At 74.8% G+C, this 18,773-nt stretch carries 8 protein-coding genes; all 8 read left to right on the plus strand.

Annotation, left to right across the window (positions count from 1 at the left end; translation table 11 throughout):
- Positions 1–133: 133 nt before the first annotated feature.
- Entirely contained in the window at positions 134–8,857 is an 8,724-nt protein-coding gene (locus tag ACZ6K0_RS42995; protein ID WP_469236311.1) for an amino acid adenylation domain-containing protein, read from the plus strand.
- A complete protein-coding gene (gene ccrA, locus ACZ6K0_RS43000; protein ID WP_187621330.1) occupies positions 8,857–10,101 on the plus strand; it encodes a crotonyl-CoA carboxylase/reductase in 1,245 nt (414 codons plus the stop codon). The genes ACZ6K0_RS42995 and ccrA overlap by 1 nt, the downstream gene beginning before the upstream one ends.
- A gap of 97 nt (positions 10,102–10,198) precedes the next feature.
- Positions 10,199–10,408, plus strand: a complete 210-nt coding sequence (locus ACZ6K0_RS43005; protein WP_376403915.1) for an MbtH family protein — start codon at positions 10,199–10,201, stop codon at positions 10,406–10,408.
- A gap of 4 nt (positions 10,409–10,412) precedes the next feature.
- Entirely contained in the window at positions 10,413–11,045 is a 633-nt protein-coding gene (locus ACZ6K0_RS43010) for a 4'-phosphopantetheinyl transferase family protein (RefSeq protein WP_469236310.1), read from the plus strand.
- A gap of 47 nt (positions 11,046–11,092) precedes the next feature.
- Positions 11,093–14,818 carry an ABC transporter ATP-binding protein gene (locus ACZ6K0_RS43015; protein WP_469236309.1) on the plus strand — a complete coding sequence of 1,242 codons (3,726 nt, stop codon included), beginning with the start codon at positions 11,093–11,095 and terminating at the stop codon, positions 14,816–14,818.
- Positions 14,815–15,840, plus strand: a complete 1,026-nt coding sequence (gene ispH, locus ACZ6K0_RS43020) for a 4-hydroxy-3-methylbut-2-enyl diphosphate reductase (protein WP_469236308.1) — start codon at positions 14,815–14,817, stop codon at positions 15,838–15,840. Before ACZ6K0_RS43015 ends, ispH begins: the two co-directional genes overlap by 4 nt.
- A gap of 17 nt (positions 15,841–15,857) precedes the next feature.
- Positions 15,858–17,678: a 1-deoxy-D-xylulose-5-phosphate synthase gene (locus ACZ6K0_RS43025; RefSeq protein ID WP_469236307.1), complete on the plus strand. Its 1,821-nt coding sequence runs from the start codon at positions 15,858–15,860 to the stop codon at positions 17,676–17,678.
- A 40-nt stretch (positions 17,679–17,718) separates the two neighbouring features.
- The coding region (gene ispG / locus ACZ6K0_RS43030; protein WP_469578841.1) for a flavodoxin-dependent (E)-4-hydroxy-3-methylbut-2-enyl-diphosphate synthase at positions 17,719–18,773 on the plus strand (1,055 nt) is incomplete at its 3' end.

Below are 18,773 nucleotides of genomic sequence, written 5' to 3' on the forward strand. Positions count from 1 at the left end.
CGCGACCCGGCTCGTCTCCCGGATCCGCACCGTCCTCGGCGTCGAGCTTCCCGTCCGCGCGCTGTTCGAGACCCCGACCGTCGCCGCCCTCGCCCCGTACCTGGAGCGAGGAGGGGAGACCAGGCCCGCGCTCGTGCCGCGGCATCGGCCCGCCGAGATCCCGCTCTCCTACGCGCAGCGTCGCCTCTGGGCGCTGAGCCGGCTCGGTGCGACCGCCGGCACGTACAACATCCCGATGGTCACCCGGCTCCGCGGCCCGCTGGACGCGCTCGCGCTGGAGACCGCGCTCGCCGACGTGGTGACCCGCCACGAGTCGCTGCGCACCGTCTTCCCGGTGACGTCCGACGGCACGCCCGCGCAGGTCGTGCTCGACCCGGCCGAGGCCCGCCCGTACCTGCACGTCGTCCAGGTCGAGGAGTCCGACGTCGAGGCGGCCGTGGCCGCCTCGCAGCGCACCGACTTCGCCCTGGACACCGATCTTCCGCTGCGCGCCCAGCTGTTGGAGCTGGGCCCGGAGGACCACGTCCTCGTGCTGGTGCTGCACCACATCGCCGGCGACGCCTCCTCGATGCGACCCCTGGTCCGGGACCTGGCCGCCGCGTACACCGCGCGCGCCGAGGGCGGCGCGCCGCAGTGGGCGCCGCTCCCTGTCCAGTACGCGGACTACGCGCTGTGGCAGCGTGAGGTGCTGGGCGACGAGGCCGACCCGGACAGCGAGATCGCCCGCCGGCTCGCCCACTGGACGCGGACCCTCGCGGGCCTGCCCGAGGTACTGGCGTTGCCCACCGACCGGCCCCGCCCGGAGGAGGCCGGCCACGAGGGCGGACTCGTGCCGCTCACGCTCGACGGCGAGCTGCACGCCGGGCTGCTCGACCTCGCCCGATCCAGCCGGACCACGGTCTTCATGGTCCTCCAGGCGGCGCTGGCGAGCCTGCTGACCCGCCTCGGCGCGGGTACGGACGTCCCGCTCGGCACCCCGGTCGCGGGGCGCGGCGACGAGGCGCTCGACGACCTGGTCGGCTTCTTCGTCAACACGCTGGTGCTGCGCACGGACACCTCGGGCAACCCGTCGTTCCGTGACCTGCTGGCCCGGGTCCGGGAGACCGACCTCGCCGCCTACGCCCACCAGGACGTGCCGTTCGAGCGGGTCGTGGACGCGGTCGCGCCGCGCCGGTCGGCCGCGCACCACCCGCTGTTCCAGGTCATGCTCTCCCTGGACAACGTCGCGCGGGCCGACGCGCGCCTCGCCGGACTGACCGTCGACGCCGTCGGCGAGCCGGCCGGCGACGGGGCCGGGCGCGCCAAGTTCGACCTGTCGGTGCGGCTCTCCGAGCAGCGCTCCGACGAGGACGGACCGGCCGGCCTGCACGGCACCGTGGCCTACGCGGCGGACCTCTTCGACCGTGCGACGGTCGAGGCGATGGCGCAGCGCTTCGTCACCGTCCTGAAGGCCGTGGTCGCGGACGCCGACCGGCGGATCGAGGACCTCGACATCCTCGACGCCGCCGAGCGCGAGCTGCTGGTGCACGGCTGGAACGACACCGCCCGCCCGCTCCCGGACCTCCTCGTCCCGGAGCTGATCGAGGCGCAGGTCGCCCGTACCCCCGACGCGCCCGCCCTGTCCGCGGGCGACGTGACCCTGTCGTACGCGGAGCTGAACGAGCGCGCGAACCGGCTTGCGCATCTGCTGATCGGGCGGGGCGCGGGTCCGGAGTCGATCGTGGCGATCGCGGTGCCGCGGTCGCCGGAGATGATCGTCGCCGTGCTCGCCGTGCTGAAGTCCGGCGCGGCCTACCTGCCGGTCGACACCGAGTACCCCGCCGACCGCATCGCGTACTTCTTCGAGGACGCCCGGCCCTGCCTGGTCGTCACCAGCGCCGACGCCGAGGAGCGCGTGCCGTCCGCGGTCGCCGCCGGGCGGATCGTCGTCGATGCGCCGGACACCGTCGCCGCACTTGCCGCCCAGCAGGCGCGGAACCCGGTCGACGCCGACCGGACCGCCTCGCTGACGGCCCGTACGCCCGCGTACGTGATCTACACCTCCGGCTCCACCGGCCGCCCCAAGGGCGTCGTCGTCGAGCACGGCGGCATCCCCAACATCGTCCTGGCCCGGACCGGTCCGTACGCGATGGGCCCGGGAAGCAGGGCGCTGCAGTTCGCGTCGCTCAGCTTCGACGCCGCGATGTCGGAGATCTGCACCCCGCTGTCCGCCGGCGCGTGCCTGGTGCTCGGCCCGGCCGACATGCTGCTCCAGGTCGCCGAACTGCCCGCGCTGCTGCGCGAGCAGGGCGTGACCCACGCGACGCTGCCGCCCGCGGTGCTCGCCCAGCTCTCGCCCGCGAGCCTGCGTACCGTCCGCACCCTTGTGACGGCCGGCGAGGCCGCCCCGGCCGGTCTGGTGGCCACCTGGGCGCCCGGGCGGCGCATGTTCAACGCGTACGGCCCCACCGAGACCACGGTTTCCTGCACCATGGCCGGGCCGCTCGCCCCCGAGGCCGGGGTGCCGCCGATCGGCGGCCCGCTGCCCAACACCCGCGTCCACGTGCTCGACCACCGGCTGCGGCCGGTCCCGGTCGGCGTCCCCGGCGAGCTCTACGTCGCCGGGATCGGCGTGGCCCGGGGCTACCTCCGCCGGCCCGGCCTGAGCGCCGAGCGGTTCGTCGCCGACCCGTTCGGGCCGGCCGGCAGCCGGATGTACCGCACCGGCGACGTGGTCAGCCGGATGCGCGACGGCCGGCTGCGGTTCGTCGGCCGGGCCGACGGCCAGGTGAAGCTGCGCGGCTTCAGGATCGAACTCGGCGAGGTGGAGGCCGCCCTGACGGGCGCTCCGGGCGTCGCGCGCGCCGTGGCGACCGTCCGGGAGGACCGTCCGGGCGTTCGGCAGCTCGTGGGCTACCTCGTCGCGGAGGCGGGTGCAGGACTCGACCTCGGAGCGGTACGGACGTACCTGCGGGCCGCCCTGCCGGCGCACCTGCTGCCGTCCGTCCTCATGGAGATCGACCGGGTCCCGCTGACCGTCAACGGCAAGACCGACAAGGCCGCGCTGCCCGCCCCCGAGCAGCCCGGGACCGCCCTGGCCGCCCCGGCGGCGGAACGCTCCCCCGAGCCGTCCGCCGACGACGACCCGCAGGCTCTGCTCTGCCGGATCGTCGGCGAGGTCCTCGGCCTGGCCGGTGTCGGCGCCGACGACAACTTCTTCGCCCTGGGCGGCGACAGCATCAACGCCATCCAGGTCTCCGGCCGGGCCCGCCAGGCCGGGCTCGTCCTCACACCGCGGGACATATTCCGCCACCAGACCGTCGCGGAGCTGGTGTCCGCGATCCGTCCCGCCGCCGCCGAAGCCGCGCCCGTCGCCGACGACGGCGTCGGCGCCGTCCCCGGCACCCCCGTGGTCCGCTGGCTGCACCAGCTCGGCGGCCCGTTCCAGGGCCTCAACCAGTCCGTGCTGCTCCGGGTTCCCGGCGCCCTCGGACAGGACGAGCTGACCCGGGCCGTCCAGGCCGTCGTCGACCACCACGACGTGCTGCGCGCACGGCTGACCGGTGCCGCACTCGGCCTGCCGTGGAACCTGGAGACCGCGCCGCGCGGCACGGTCGACGCCCGTGCCTGCGTCAGCCGTGTCGACGTCCGGGACGCCGCGGCCGTCGCCGGCGACATCGCCGCCGCGGTCTCCGCGCACGGCGAGGGGGCCCGGCGCCGGCTCGACCCGGAGAACGGCGTCCTGTTCCAGGTCGTCTGGTTCGACGCCGGCCCGGACGAGCAGGGCCTCCTCCTCGTCCTCCTGCACCATCTCGTCGTCGACGGCGTGTCGTGGCGGATCCTGCTGCCGGACCTCGCCGCCGCCTGGCAGGCCGCCCGCGACGGCCGCGACCCGCGGCCCGCCCCGGTCGGCACGACCTTCCGCCGCTGGGCGCAGGCCCTCGTCATGGAGGCGCAGAACCCGGCCCGGATAGCCGAACTCCCGCTGTGGCGGCAGCAGACGCAGGGCCGCGACCCGCTCCTCGGCGCGCGCCCTCTCGACCCCGCCGTCGACACCCGGGAGACCGCCGAGCACCTGACGGCCGCCCTCCCCGCGGACCTGACGACGGCGCTGCTGACCGACGTTCCGGCCCGGTTCCGCACCCAGATCAACGACGTGCTGCTCACCGGCCTGACCCTCGCGGTCGCCCGCTGGCGCCGCCGCTGGACCCAGGACGCGTCCCACGCGGTCCTCGTCGACATGGAGGGCCACGGCCGCGAGGAACTCGACGAGACCCTTGACCTGTCCCGCACGGTCGGCTGGTTCACCAGCCGCTTCCCCGTCCGGCTCGACCCGGGCCCGCTCGACCTGGACGAGGCGCTGGACGGCGGCGCCGCGACCGTCGCCGCGCTCGGGCGGATCAAGGAGCAACTGCGCGCCCTGCCCGACAACGGACTCGGCTACGGCCTGCTCCGCTACCTCAACGCGGACACCGCGCTCGCTCTGGCGGGCGCCGTAGCCCCGCAGATCGGCTTCAACTACCTCGGCCGGGTCGGCAGCGGCGGCGACACCCTCGGCGAGACCGGACCCGCCGGCTGGTCCAGCGCGTCCGACCTGCGGATCCCGCTGCTCCCCGCCGACCCGGGCATGCCGTTCGGCCACTCCGTCGAGATCAACGCGGTCACCCGGGACGGCGACGGCGGGCCCCGGCTCCACGTCACGTACTCCTGGCCCGCCGGACTCTTCGACCGCGCCGAGATCGAGGAGCTCGCCGAGCTGTGGTTCACCGCCCTGCGCGCCCTCGCCGACCCCGGCCAGTCCGAGCGCGGTGACGGGCTCACCCCCGGCGACCTGCCGACGTCCGGGCTGACCCAGCCCGAGATCGACGCCTTCGCCGCCGCCCCCGGCGGACTGGAGGACGCCTTCGCGCTCACCCCGCTCCAGGAGGGCCTGTTCTTCCACGCCCAGCAGGCGGACGACAGCGGCACGGACGTCTACACCGTCCAACTGGTCCTCGACCTCGAAGGCCCGCTGGACCCGGCCGCCCTGCGCACCGCCGGACAGACCGTCCTCGACCGGCACCCCAACCTGCGGGCGGGCTTCCACCACCGCGCGGACGGAGCGGCCGTCCAGGTCGTGCCGCGCACCGCGGCCCTGCCCTGGGACGAGGCCGACCTCGGCGCACTGCCCGACGACACCGCGCAGCGCGAACTCGCGGCGCTCACCGAGGCCGCCCGCGGCCACCGGTTCGACCTGAGCCGGCCACCGCTGGTCCGCTTCCTGCTGATCCGCCTCGGCGCCGAACGGCACCGGCTGGTCATCACCAAGCACCACATCCTGCTCGACGGCTGGTCCATGCCGCTGTTCCTGCGCGAACTGGTCACCCTGTACGAGAACGGCGGCGACGCGGCCGCGCTGCCCGCCCCCGCCCCGTTCCGCTCGTACGTCGACTGGCTCGCAGCGCAGGACCGCACGGTGAGCGAACAGGCCTGGCGCGACACCCTCGCCGGGATCGAGGAGCCCACCCTGCTCGCCCCCGGCCGGGAACCGGCCGGACCCGCACTGCCCGAGCAGCTCGTGCACGACCTGCCGCCGGAGCTCACCGCGACCCTCCAGGCGCAGGCGGCCCGGGCCGGCGTCACCATGAACACCGTTGTCCAGACGGCCTGGGCGCTCGTCCTCGGCCGTCACCTCGGACGCGACGACGTCCTGTTCGGCACCACGGTCTCCGGCCGGCCGCCGGAGCTCCCCGGGGCCGAGAACATGATCGGCCTGTTCATCAACACCCTGCCGGTACGGGTCCGGTTCGACCGCTCCGAAAGCTGGAGCGCCGCCCTGGCCCGCGTCCAGGACGAACAGACCGCCCTGCGCACCCACCAGTACCTCGGCCTCGCCGACGTGCACCGGATCGCGGGTATCCGGCCGCTGTTCGACACCGCCCTCGTCTACGAGAACTACCCGCTGCCCGAGGACACCGAGCGCTCCCCGTCCCGGCTGCGCGCCACCGCGGTCCAGGGCCGTGACGCGGCCCACTACCCGCTGCTGCTGGTCGCGTCGCTGCGCTCGCAGGGCCTGCGGTTCCGTCTCGACCACCGGCCCGAGGTGCTCGGCGCGACGACCGCCCCCACCCTGCTGGAGCGGCTGACCCGTGTCCTGGAGTCGGTGGCCGCCGACCCGGAGCAGCCGGTGGGGCGTGTCTCGGTGCTGTCCCGCGAGGAGCGCCGCGCGCTCGCCGACGGCGGCACGCGGACCCCGCTCGCCGCCGGCGCACACGGCGGCCCCGGCGACACGATCCACGGCCGGGTCGCCGCCCTCGCCGCCCGCACCCCGGACGCCGTCGCGGTGTCCCTCGGAGACGAGCGGCTCACCTGGGGGGAACTGGACGAGCGGGCCAACCGGCTCGCCCGGCTGCTGCACGAGCTGGGCACCGGCCCGGAGGACCGGGTCGGCATCCTGCTCGACCGGTCGCCGCTGCTGGTCGTCGCCTTCCTCGCCGTCCTCAAGGCGGGCGCGGTCTGCGTCCCGCTGGCGCCCGCCCACCCCGTGCAGCGGCAGCGGACCGTCCTCGACCGGGCCGGCGCGCGCGTGCTGCTCACCGACGCGGCCCGCGCCGCCGACCGGGCCGGCGCCCCGGACGACGGCGTCACGACCGTCGCCGTGGACACCGACCCGCGCCCGGCCCGCCAGGACCCCACCGACCCCGGCACGCCCGTCGAACCGGACCGGCTGGCGTACGTGTTGTTCACCTCCGGCTCCACCGGCGTGCCCAAGGGGGTGGCGGTCACCCACCGCGACGTCGTCGAGCTCGCCGAAGAGCCCTGCTGGGCCCCGGGCGCGCGGGAGCGGATGCTGTTCCACTCGTCGCACGCCTGGGACGCGGCCCTGCTGGAGCTGTGGGGGCCGCTGCTGAACCACGGCACGGTCGTCGTCGCCCCGCCCGGTGAGACCGATCTGAGGGACCTGGCCCGGCTCCTGGTCGCCGAGCGCGTCACCGGACTCTGGCTGACGGCCGGCCTGTTCCGCTGGCTGGCCGAGGAGGAGCCGGACTGCTTCGCCGGAGTCCGCGAGGTGCGCACCGGCGGCGACGTCGTCCCCGCCGACGCCGTCCGCAAGGTCCTCGCCGCCTGCCCCGGCACCGTCGTCAGCAACGGCTACGGGCCCACCGAGACCACCGTGTTCGCCACCCACCACATCATGCGGGCGGGTGACCCGGTACCGGACAACGTGCCGATCGGCGTCCCGCTGCACGGGATGGCGGCCTACGTGCTCTCCCCGGAGCTGGAGCCGGTCCCCGCCGGGGCCGTCGGCGAGCTGTACCTCGCGGGCTCCGGGCTCGCCCGCGGCTACGAGAACGACCCGGCGCTCACCGCCCGTTCGTTCGTGGCCGACCCGTTCGGAGATCCGGGGACGCGGATGTACCGCTCCGGCGACCTGGCACGCCGCCGCCCGGACGGAGCCCTGGAGTTCGTCGGCCGGGCCGACGACCAGGTGAAGCTGCGCGGTTTCCGTGTCGAGCTCAGCGAGGTCGACGGCGCGCTCGCGGCCCTGCCCGGCGTGGCCCACGCGGTCTCCCTGGTCCGCGAGGACCGGCCCGGCGACAAGCGCCTCGTCGCCTATACGGTGCCCGTGCCCGGCGAACCCGCCCCGGGCGCGGCGGAGATGCGCGCCCGGCTCGCCGAGACGCTGCCGGACTACCTCGTCCCGGCCGCGGTCGTCCTGCTCGACGCGCTGCCGCTCACCGCGAACGGCAAGCTGGACCGGGCGGCGCTGCCCGCCCCCGCCCCCGCCGACGGCGCCGCGCGCACCGGACGCGGCCCGCGCACCCCCCGCGAGGAGCTGCTGTGCGGCCTGTTCGCCGACGTCCTCGGCGTCGACGAGGCCGGCATCGACGACGACTTCTTCGCCCTCGGCGGCAACTCGCTGCTCGCGGCCGGACTCGTCAGCCGGATCCGCGCCGTCCTCGGCGTCGAACTCGGCATCCAGGCGCTGTTCCTGGCGCCCACGGTCGCCGGACTCGTCGCCGCCCTCGACGACGAGGACGCGGACGCCGCCGGAGCGCTGGACGTCCTGCTGCCGCTGCGCACCCGCGGTGACCTTCCGCCGGTGTTCTGCTTCCACGCCGCCGGCGGCCTGAGCTGGCGGTACGCGGCCCTGCTGCGGCACCTGCCGGCCGGCCACCCGGTGTACGGGCTCCAGGCCCGCGCGTTCGCCGAGCCCGGCCACCGCCCGGCGAGCCTGGAGGAGGCCGCCGCCGACTACGTGGAGCGGATCCGCTCCGTCCAGCCGTCCGGCCCCTACCACCTGGTGGGCTGGTCGCTCGGCGGCCTGGTCGCCCAGGCGGCCGCGGTCCTCCTGGAGGAGGCCGGAGAGGAGGTCGCGACCGTCGCGGTCCTCGACTCCTACCCGGCGCGGCCCGGCGACCCGGTCGTCGTGCCCCCGGCGGCGCAGGTCCTCGGCGCCCTCCTCGACGCGGCCGGCGTCGGCCCCGACCGTGGCGAGGAGGAGCTCACCCCCGAGGCGGGCGCCGCGCTGCTGCGGGCCCGCGGCGGACCGCTCGCGGCGCTGCTCGCCGACCGGGTCGGCGCCCTCGTGGACGCGTACCGCACCGGCGTCGAGCTGCGCGCAGGCTTCGCCCCGCGCCGGTTCACGGGCGACCTGCTGCTGTTCGTCGCGAACGGCGGTGCCGGAGGGAGCGGCTCCCGGCACGGCTCCGGGCAGGTCCCCGCGGACGCCGTCGCCGAGAAGGCGGACCGCTGGCGCCCGTACGTCGGCGGCGCGATCGCCGTCCACCCGGTCGACTGCCGCCACGAGGACATGCTGCGGCCCGAGCCGCTGGCCGTCGTCGGCGGCGCGCTCGCCGCCCATCTGAACGCCCGCACCACACGGAAGGACAGCTGATGAAGAAGGAGTTGTACGCGCTGGGGGAGACGCCGCCCCTGGGCGAGGTGCCCCGTCGCATGCACGCCGGAGTGATCCGGCGCGAGCGGTACGGCCCGCCCGAGCAGTCGATCCAGGTCGAGACCGTGGACGTGCCGCCGGTCGGCCGCGGGCAGGTCCTCATCTGGGTGATGGCCGCCGGGATCAACTACAACGGCGTCTGGGCCGGACTCGGCACCCCCGCCGATGTCATCGCCGACCGTCAACGGGCCGGCGATCCGCTCGACTTCCACATCGCCGGATCCGAGGGCGCCGGAGTGGTCTGGGCCGTCGGAGAGGGGGTCAAGCAGCTCAAGGTCGGCGACCACGTCATCGTCGGCGGCGTCGCCTGGGACGAGTCGGCCCCCGACATCCGCCTCGGCACCGACCCGACCGCCTCCCGCTCCCAGCGGGCGTGGGGCTACGAGTCGAACCACGGCTCCTTCGCGCAGTTCACCGTGGCCGACGAGTACCAGTGCCACAAGAAGCCCCCGCACCTCACCTGGGAGGAGGCCGGCTGCTTCCTCGGCGGCGGCTCCACCTCGTACCGCATGCTCATGGGATGGCACCCGCACACGGTCCGGCCGGGCGATCCCGTCCTCGTCTGGGGCGGCGCAGGCGGCCTCGGATCCATGGCGATACAGATCGTGAAATACTTCGGCGGAATTCCGGTCGCCGTGGTTTCGGATGACGATAAATTCGACTACTGTAAGCGCCTGGGAGCGCACGGCGTCATCAATCGGAATGATTTCGACCACTGGGGTCGGCTGCCTGATTCGAGTGACACCGTCGCCTACCGGGAATGGCTCTCCGGGGTCCGCTCCTTCGGCCGGGCCTTCTGGGACGCGCTCGGCGAGCGCAGAGACCCCGCCATCGTCCTCGAGCACCCCGGCAGGGCCACCCTGCCGACCTCGGTCTACGTCTGCGACCGGGCCGGCATGGTCGTCACCTGCGCCGGCACCAGCGGCTACAACGGCGACATCGACCTGCGGTTCCTCTGGATGTTCCAGAAGCGGCTCCAGGGCTCGCACGCCGCGAACGTACGCCAGACCGCGGCGATCATCGAGCTCGTCGCGGCCGGCCACATCGACCCCTGCCTCAGCCTCGCCCTGCCGTTCGCCGAGATCGGCCGGGCGCACCAGATGGTCTACGAGAACAAGCAGCCGCCCGGCAATGTGGCGGTCCTCGTGAACGCGCCCGAACCGGGCCTCACGGATATGCGCTGAAATCTTTTCGAAAAGGTTGCCGATCTCTCTCCTGTTGGTTAGAAAGAACGGCGACGGAAACAAGAATCCACCTCGGGAAATGGAAAAGGGAAAAGAAATGACGAACCCGTTCGAGAACGCCGACGGCCGCTACCTCGTCCTCGTCAACGACGAGGGCCAGCACTCCCTGTGGCCCGACTTCGCCGAGGTCCCGGCCGGCTGGGAGGTCGCCTTCCCGGAGAACGACCGCCAGGCCTGCCTCGACCACATCGAGGCCAACTGGACGGACATGCGCCCCAAGAGCCTCGTCCGCGCGATGGCGGCCTGACCCGGTGACCGGCCCCGACGCCGTCACGGTGCTCTGGGGCCCCGTCGCCTCCGGCGAACGGCGCGCGGCGCACACCACGCTGCTGCGCGCCGCCGCGGAGCTGACCGGCAGCCCGCTCCACCGGATCGGGCTCGCCCACGAACCCTGCGGCCGCCCGCGGCTCACCGGACCCGCCGCCCGGCTCCACGTGAGCGTGAGCCACAGCCCGGGAGCCCGAGCCGTGGCGCTCGCCGGGACCCCGGTCGGCGTCGACATCGAGACCGTACGCCCCCTGCCCGCCCTCGCACTGGCCCGGCGCTGGCTCGCCCCCGCCGACGCCGACTGGCTCGGCCGCCTCCCCGCGGCGGACCGGGTCCCCGCCTTCTACTGGCTCTGGACCCAGAAGGAGGCCGTCGGCAAGGCCCACGGCCACGGACTCGCCCACGGCGGGCTCACCCAGCCGCTGCCCTACCCCCCGCACTGGCCCCCGCCCTCCACCGCAGACAGGACGCCCGCTCTGCGCGCCCTGCCCGGCGGGACCGGGGCCGCCTGCACGGTCCTGCCGACCGACGCCGGCCCGTACGGCTCGCACGTCCTCGCGGTCGCCGGCCTCGGCGCCCCGGGCGCACCGGTCGACCTGCGCCACTGCGACGCATGATCCCCCACCGCACCCCACCCACCACCCTCACGAGAGGAGGCCCCGGAATGCCCCACCCCACCGACGACACCGACCGGGGTTCCTGGACCGGGCGGCTGACCCGCCGCTGTCTGCGGCACCGGCGCAGCGTGCTCGTGGCGGTTCTCGCCGCGCTCTTCGGGACCGCGACCAGCGCCCTCGTCCCCCTCGTCACGATGGTGATCGTCGACGACGTCGTCCTGCGGCCCACCCGCTCCGCCGCCCGGTGGACCGGAGCGCTGCTCGCCGTCGCCGCGCTCGGCTACCTCGCCGCGTACCTGCGCCGCCTGTACGCCGGACGGCTCGCCGCCGACGTCCAGCACGACCTGCGGGTCGACCTGTTCCGCTCGCTCTCCCGCCTGGACGGCCTACGCCGCGACGAACTGAGCACCGGCCAGCTCCTGGGCCGGGCCTCCGGAGACCTCAACATGGTCTTCGGCCTCGTCTCCACCCTGCCCACCGCGATCTCCAGCGCGGCCCTGCTGGTGGTCTCCCTGGTCCTCATCGCCACGCTCTCCCCGCTGCTCGCCCTGGTCGCGCTCGCCCTGGTCCCCGCACTCTGGTTCATCGGCCGACGCAGCCGCACCTGGCTCTACCCCGCGACCTGGTACGCCCAGAACCAGGCCGCCGCCGTCGCCGGAGTCGTCGCCAGCTCCACCGCCGGCATCCGCGTCGTCAAGGGATTCGGCCAGGAACAGCGGGAGATGGACCGGCTGGCCCACGCCGCCCGGCGGCTCTTCGCCGGCCGCATGCGCGCCGTACGGCTCAACGCCCGCTACGGGCCCGCGCTCCAGTGCGTGCCCTCCCTCGGACAGGTCGGAGCCCTCGCGGTCGGCGGCTGGCTGGCGGCCCGCGGCGAACTCAGCCTCGGCGCCCTCCTCGCCTTCTCCGCCTACCTCGCCCAGCTCGTCGGCCCCGTCAAGACCCTCGCCGCACTGCTCACCATGGGCCAGCAGGCCGGCGCCGGGATCGAGCGGGTCCTCGAAGTGATCGACACCCGCCCGCTGCTGACCGAGGGCACGGGCCGACTGCCCGAAGACGGCCCCCTCGGCGTCGAGTTCGACCACGTCACCTTCGCGTACGGCCCCGGGCGGCCCGTCCTCACCGACCTCTCCCTCCGCATCGAACCCGGCGAGACCCTGGCCGTCGTCGGCGCCCCCGGATCGGGCAAGTCCACCCTCGCCCTGCTGCTCTCCCGGTTCCACGACGTCTCCGAGGGCGCGGTACGGATCGGCGGCGCCGACGTCCGCGACCTGACCTTCGACTCCCTGCGCGGCGCGGTCGCCGGCGTCCCCGAGGACACCGCCCTCCTCGCCGGAACCGTCCGCGAGACCGTCGCCTACGGCCGGCCGGACGCCACCGACGCGGAGATCCACGCCGCGGCCCGCACCGCCCAGGCGCACGCCTTCGTCACCGCCCTGCCCGACGGCTATGCCACGGTGCTCGGCGAACGTGGCGCCCTGTCCGGCGGACAGCGCCAGCGCCTCGCCCTCGCCCGGGCGCTCGCCGCCGCGCCCCGCGTCCTCGTCCTCGACGACGCCACCTCCGCCGTCGACGCCCGCGTCGAGCAGGGCATTCACGACGCGCTGCGCGCCCGGGCAGACGGCCGCACCACCCTGATCGTCGCCCGCCGCCGCTCGACTCTCGCGCTCGCCGACCGGATCGCCGTCCTCGACCACGGACGGATCATCGACCTCGGCACTCACCGCGAACTCACCACTCGCTGCCCGCTCTACCGCACGATCCTCCAGCACCACCCCGCCGAGCCTCCGGCCGAGGCAGCAGCCGCCGAACCCCCGGCCCCCGCAGGGGACCGGCGGCCCCCCGTCCCGGACGCCCCGAAACCCGCTCCCGCTCCGCCCTCCGCCGCCGCCGCGCGCATGCAGGACCGGGTCGCGGCGCTGCCGCCGGCCCTCGATCTCCCCCTCGTCGACGAGGCGGAGGCCGCCCGCGACCCCCGGGCCGACGGCAAGAGCGAGTTCGGGCTGCGCCACCTGCTGCGCGGCCACCGCCTGCCGCTCGCCCTCGGCCTCGCCCTGGTCGTCGCCGACGCGCTCGCCGGACTCACCCTGCCCTTCGTGCTGCGGCACGGCATCGAGGGCGGCGCCCACCACCTCGCCCTCACCGCCGTCGCCACGGCCTCCCTTGCCGCGCTGGCCCTCGTCCTCGCCCAGTACGCCGTCCAGCGGGCCGCGGTCCGGGTCACCGGACGCACGGGGGAGCGGCTGCTGTACGGGCTGCGGATCCGGGTCTTCGCGCACCTGCACCGCCTGGGGCTCGATCACTTCGAGAACGAGGCGTCCGGCCGCACTCTCACCCGGATGACCACCGACGTCGACTCGCTCTCCTCCTTCCTCCAGACCGGCCTGCTCAGCGTCCTCGTCAGCGCCCTCACCCTGCTCGGCGTCCTCGTCGCGCTCGGCGTCGCCGACGCGGGGATGCTCCTCGTCGTCCTCGCCGTCCTCCCGCTGATCGCTCTCGCCACCGTCGTCTTCCGCCGGGCCTCCGCCCGCAGCTACGCCGACGCCCGGGAACGGCTCGCCGTCGTCAACGGCGCGCTCCAGGAAGGCGCGGCCGGCATGCGCACCGTCCAGGAGTTCCGCCGCGAGGAGTCCGTCGTCACCGCCTTCGCCCGGCACAGCGACGCCTACCGGCGCGCCCGGGTCCGCGGCCAGCTCCTGTCCGCCCGCTACTTCCCGTTCATCCAGTTCCTCGCCGCCTGCGTCGCCGCCGTGGTCCTCGCCGTCGGCGCACACCGGGTGGCCGCGGGCACCATGACGGTCGGCGCCCTCGTCGCGTACCTCCTCTACCTGGACCTGTTCTTCGTCCCGGTGCAGCAGCTCTCCCAGCTCTTCGACGGCTATCAGCAGGCACGGGTGTCCCTGCTGCGGATCCGGGACCTGCTCCGGCTGCGCAGCACCACCCCGGCCGCCGCCGACGCGCTCCCCGTCCGCTCCCTGCGCGGCGAACTCGTCTTCGACGACGTCGACTTCCACTACCGCGACGGCCGCCCGGCGCTGACCGGGGTCCGGCTGCGCATCCCGCAGGGCCAGACCGTCGCCTTCGTCGGCACGACCGGCGCCGGCAAGTCGACCCTCGTCAAGCTCGCCGCCCGTTTCCACGACCCGACCCGCGGGGCCGTCCGCATCGACGGGACCGACCTGCGCGACCTGGACCTCACCGGCTACCGCAAACGGCTCGGCGTCGTCCCCCAGGAGCCGTACCTCTTCGCCGGAACCGTCCGCGAGGCCATCGCCTACGGCCGGCCCGACGCCACCGACGCCGAGATAGCCGACGCGGCCCGCCGGGTCGGCGCCCACGACACCCTCAGCGCCCTCGACGGCGGCTACGACCACCGTGTGACCGAAGGCGGACGCAACCTCTCCGCCGGTCAGCGGCAACTGATCTCGCTGGCCCGCGCCGAACTCGTCCGCCCCGACGTCCTCCTGCTCGACGAGGCCACCGCCGCCCTCGACCTCGCCACCGAGGCGCTGGTCAACCGGGCGACCGAACGCCTCGTCAGCGGCCGCACCGCCCTGATCGTCGCCCACCGCCTCAGCGTCGCCTCCCGAGCCGACCGCATCGTCGTCGTCGACGACGGCCGGATCCGGGAGGACGGCGCCCACGACGAACTCCTCGCCCTGGACGGGATCTACGCCGCACTGTGGCGCGCCTCGCAGGGGCGCCCGCCCGCGGCCACCGTCCCTCGGCCCGCAACCCTCACCCACGACTCCTACGAACGGAACGCTTCATGAGCGCCACCATCCAGCCGGCCGGCCCGGACGCCCCGGCCGACGACCGGCCCCCGCGCGTCGTCCTCGCCCAGCCGCGCGGCTTCTGCGCCGGGGTGCGCCGCGCCATCGGCATCGTGGAACGCGCCCTCGACCTCCACGGCGCCCCGGTGTACGTGCGCAAGGAGATCGTGCACAACCACCACGTCGTGGCCGAGCTGGAGAAGCGCGGTGCCCGCTTCGTCGACAGCGAGGAGGACGTGCCCGAGGGCGCCGTCTGCGTCTTCTCCGCCCACGGCGTCTCGCCCGCCGTACGCAGCGGCGCGGCGGAGCGCCGCCTCGAAATCATCGACGCCACCTGTCCGCTGGTCTCCAAGGTCCACCAGGCGGCCGTCCGCTACGCCCGCGACGGCCGGACCATCCTGCTGGTCGGCCACGCCGACCACGAGGAGGTCGAGGGCGTCCGCGGCGAGGCCCCCGAACGCACCGTCGTCGTCGAGAACGAGGCCGACGTCGCCGCCCTCGACCTGCCGGACGACGCGCCGGTGGCCTACCTGACCCAGACCACCCTGTCCTTCGACGAGACCCGGCGGGTCGTCGACGCGCTGCGCGCCCGCTTCACCGACCTCGCCGGCCCCGCCGACGGCGACATCTGCTACGCCAGCCAGAACCGCCAGAACGCCGTCAAGGCCCTCGCCCGCCGCAACGACCTCGTCCTGGTCGTCGGCTCCCGCAACTCCAGCAACTCGATCCGCATGGTCGAGGTCGCCCGGGAGCACGGCAGCGCCGCGTACCTCGTCCCGGACGCCGGCCATCTCGACGAGAGCTGGCTCGCCGGGGCGTCGAGCATCGGCGTCAGCTCCGGCGCCAGCGCTCCGGAGATCCTCGTCCGCGGACTCGTCGACCGGCTCGCCGCACTCGGCTGGCAGGACGTCGAACTGGACGACGGCATCGCCGAGGACGTCGTCTTCTCCATGCCCGCCCGGCTCGCCGACCCCGTCACCGGCCGAGTACCCCGGACCCCCCTGGCCGATGAGGCCCTGTGACCAGAACAGGATCTGTCATGACGTCGATCGCATCGGTCCACGGACCCGACGACCTGCGCGCGCTCAGCCTCCCGCAGACCGAGGAGCTCGCCGCGGACATCCGGCGCCTCCTCGTCGAGGAGGTCACCCGCACGGGCGGTCACCTCGGCCCCAGCCTCGGCGTCGTCGAGCTCACCCTCGCCCTGCACCGGGTCTTCGAGTCCCCGCGCGATCAGATCCTGTGGGACACCGGGCACCAGACCTACCCTCACAAGATCATCACCGGCCGGGCGGCCGCCTTCGGCACCCTGCGCCAACCCGGCGGACTCTCCGGCTACCCCTCGCGTGCCGAGTCCGCGCACGACCTCATCGAGAACTCCCACGCCTCCACCGTCCTGTCCTACGCCGACGGCCTCGCCAAGGCCCACCGGCTGACCGGCGCCACCGACCGCGCCGTCGTCGCCGTCATCGGCGATGGCGCCCTCACCGGCGGCATGGCCTGGGAGGCCCTGAACAACCTCGCCGACGGCGCCGACCGCCCGGTGGTCGTCGTCCTCAACGACAACACCCGCTCCTACGCCCCCACCGTCGGCGGCATCCCCGCCCACCTGGCGCAGCTGCGCAGCGAGGACCGCCCCCCGCACTCCGTCTTCGAGAACCTCGGCCTCGCCTACGTCGGACCCGTCGACGGACACGACATCGCGGCCCTCGAAGAGGCCCTCCGCCACGCCGCCGGACTCGGCAGGCCCGTCGTCGTCCACTGCCTCACCGAGAAGGGCCGCGGCCACGCTCCCGCCGAACAGGACGAGGCCGACCGCTTCCACGCCGTACGCCCCCGCCCCGCCGCCCGAACCGCGCCCCGCCCCGCCCCGGAACCCGCCTGGACCGACGTGTTCGGCGAGGAGCTCGCCGCACTCGGCGCCCGGTGCCCCGACGTGGTCGCCCTCACCGCGGCCATGCTCGCCCCCACCGGCCTCACCGCCTTCGCCGAGCGCTTCCCCGACCGCACCTTCGACGTCGGCATCGCCGAGCAGCACGCCGTGACCTCCGCCGCCGGCCTGGCCCTCGGCGGACTGCACCCCGTCGTGGCGGTGTACGCGACCTTCCTCAACCGGGCCTTCGACCAGATGCTGCTCGACGTCGCCCTGCACCGCGCCCCGGTCACCTTCGTCCTCGACCGGGCCGGCGTCACCGGCGACGACGGCGCCTCCCACAACGGCATGTGGGACCTGTCGCTGTTCCAGATGGTCCCCGGCCTGCGAGTGGCCGCCCCGCGCGACGCCGCCACCCTGCGTCGCGCCCTGCGCGAGGCCCTCGCGGTCCAGGACGGCCCCACCGCGCTGCGCTTCCCCAAGGGCTCCGCGGGCCACGACATCCCCGCCGTCGCCACCCTCGACGGCATGGACGTCCTGCGCCGCGCGGGCTCGGGCGCCCGGGACGTCCTGCTCGTCTCCGTCGGCGCGATGGCCGGGGTCTGCCTGGAGGCGGCCGACCGCCTCGCGGAGCACGGCTTCGGCGTCACCGTCGTCGACCCGCGCTGGATCGCGCCCGTCCCCGCCGCCCTCGTGGAGCTCGGCCTCGGCCATTCGCTGGTCGCCACGGTCGAGGACGGCGGCCGCAGCGGCGGAGCCGGGGCCGCGATCGCCCAGACCCTCGCCGACGCGGGCGCCCGCGCCCCTGTCCGTACCTTCGGACTGCCCCAGCGCTTCCTGGAGCACGGCCGCCGCGACGACATCCTCGCCGCCCACGGCCTGACCGGGCGTCACATCGCCCGCGCCGTCGTCGAGGCCCTCGCCGGCCGCGACGACTCCGTCTCGATCGGCGACCTGGCCCCGCAGCCCGTCGGTGCCGACCAGTGAACCGCCCGCCCCTCACCCGTACCAGAGCAGGAGACACCCCATGACGGTCGCGCTCGGCATCCCGTCGATGCCTGCCCCGGTCCTCGGCGCCCGCCGCCCCACCCGCCAGCTCCAGGTCGGCAAGGTCGGCGTGGGCAGCCGGTCCCCGATCTCGGTGCAGTCCATGACGACCACGCTCACCTCGGACGTCAACGCCACCCTCCAGCAGATCGCCGAGCTCACCGCCGCGGGCTGCGACATCGTGCGGGTGGCCTGCCCCTCCCAGGACGACGCGGACGCGTTGCCCGCGATCGCCGCCAAGTCGCCGATCCCGGTGATCGCCGACATCCACTTCCAGCCGCGCTACGTCTTCGCCGCCATCGAGGCGGGCTGCGCCGCGGTCCGCGTCAACCCCGGCAACATCAAGAAGTTCGACGACCAGGTCAAGGACATCGCCCGGGCCGCCAAGGACCACGGCACCCCCATCCGCATCGGCGTCAACGCCGGCTCCCTGGACGCCCGGCTGCTGAAGAAGTACGGCAAGGCCACCCCCGAGGCCCTGGTGGAGTCGGCGCTGTGGGAGGCGAGCCTCTTCGCCGAACACGACTTCCACGACCTGAAGATCTCCGTGAAGCACAACGACCCCGTCGTCATGGTCCGCGCCTACGAACTCCTCGCCGAGGCCTGCGACCACCCCCTGCACCTCGGCGTCACCGAGGCCGGCCCGGCCTTCCAGGGCACCGTCAAGTCCGCCGTCGCCTTCGGCGCGCTGCTGCGCCAGGGCATCGGCGACACCGTCCGGGTCTCGCTCTCCGCGCCCCCGGTCGAGGAGGTCAAGGTCGCCACCCAGATCCTCCAGTCGCTCAACCTGCGCCCGCGGAAGCTGGACATCGTCTCCTGCCCGTCCTGCGGCCGCGCCCAGGTCGACGTCTACAAGCTCGCCGCCGAGGTGAGCGCCGGCCTGCAGGGCATGGAGGTCCCGCTGCGCGTCGCCGTGATGGGCTGCGTCGTCAACGGCCCCGGCGAGGCCCGCGAGGCCGACCTCGGCGTCGCCTCCGGCAACGGCAAGGGCCAGATCTTCGTGAAGGGCGAGGTCATCAAGACCGTCCCCGAGTC

Source organism: Streptomyces sp. NPDC042346, assembly GCF_055581845.1.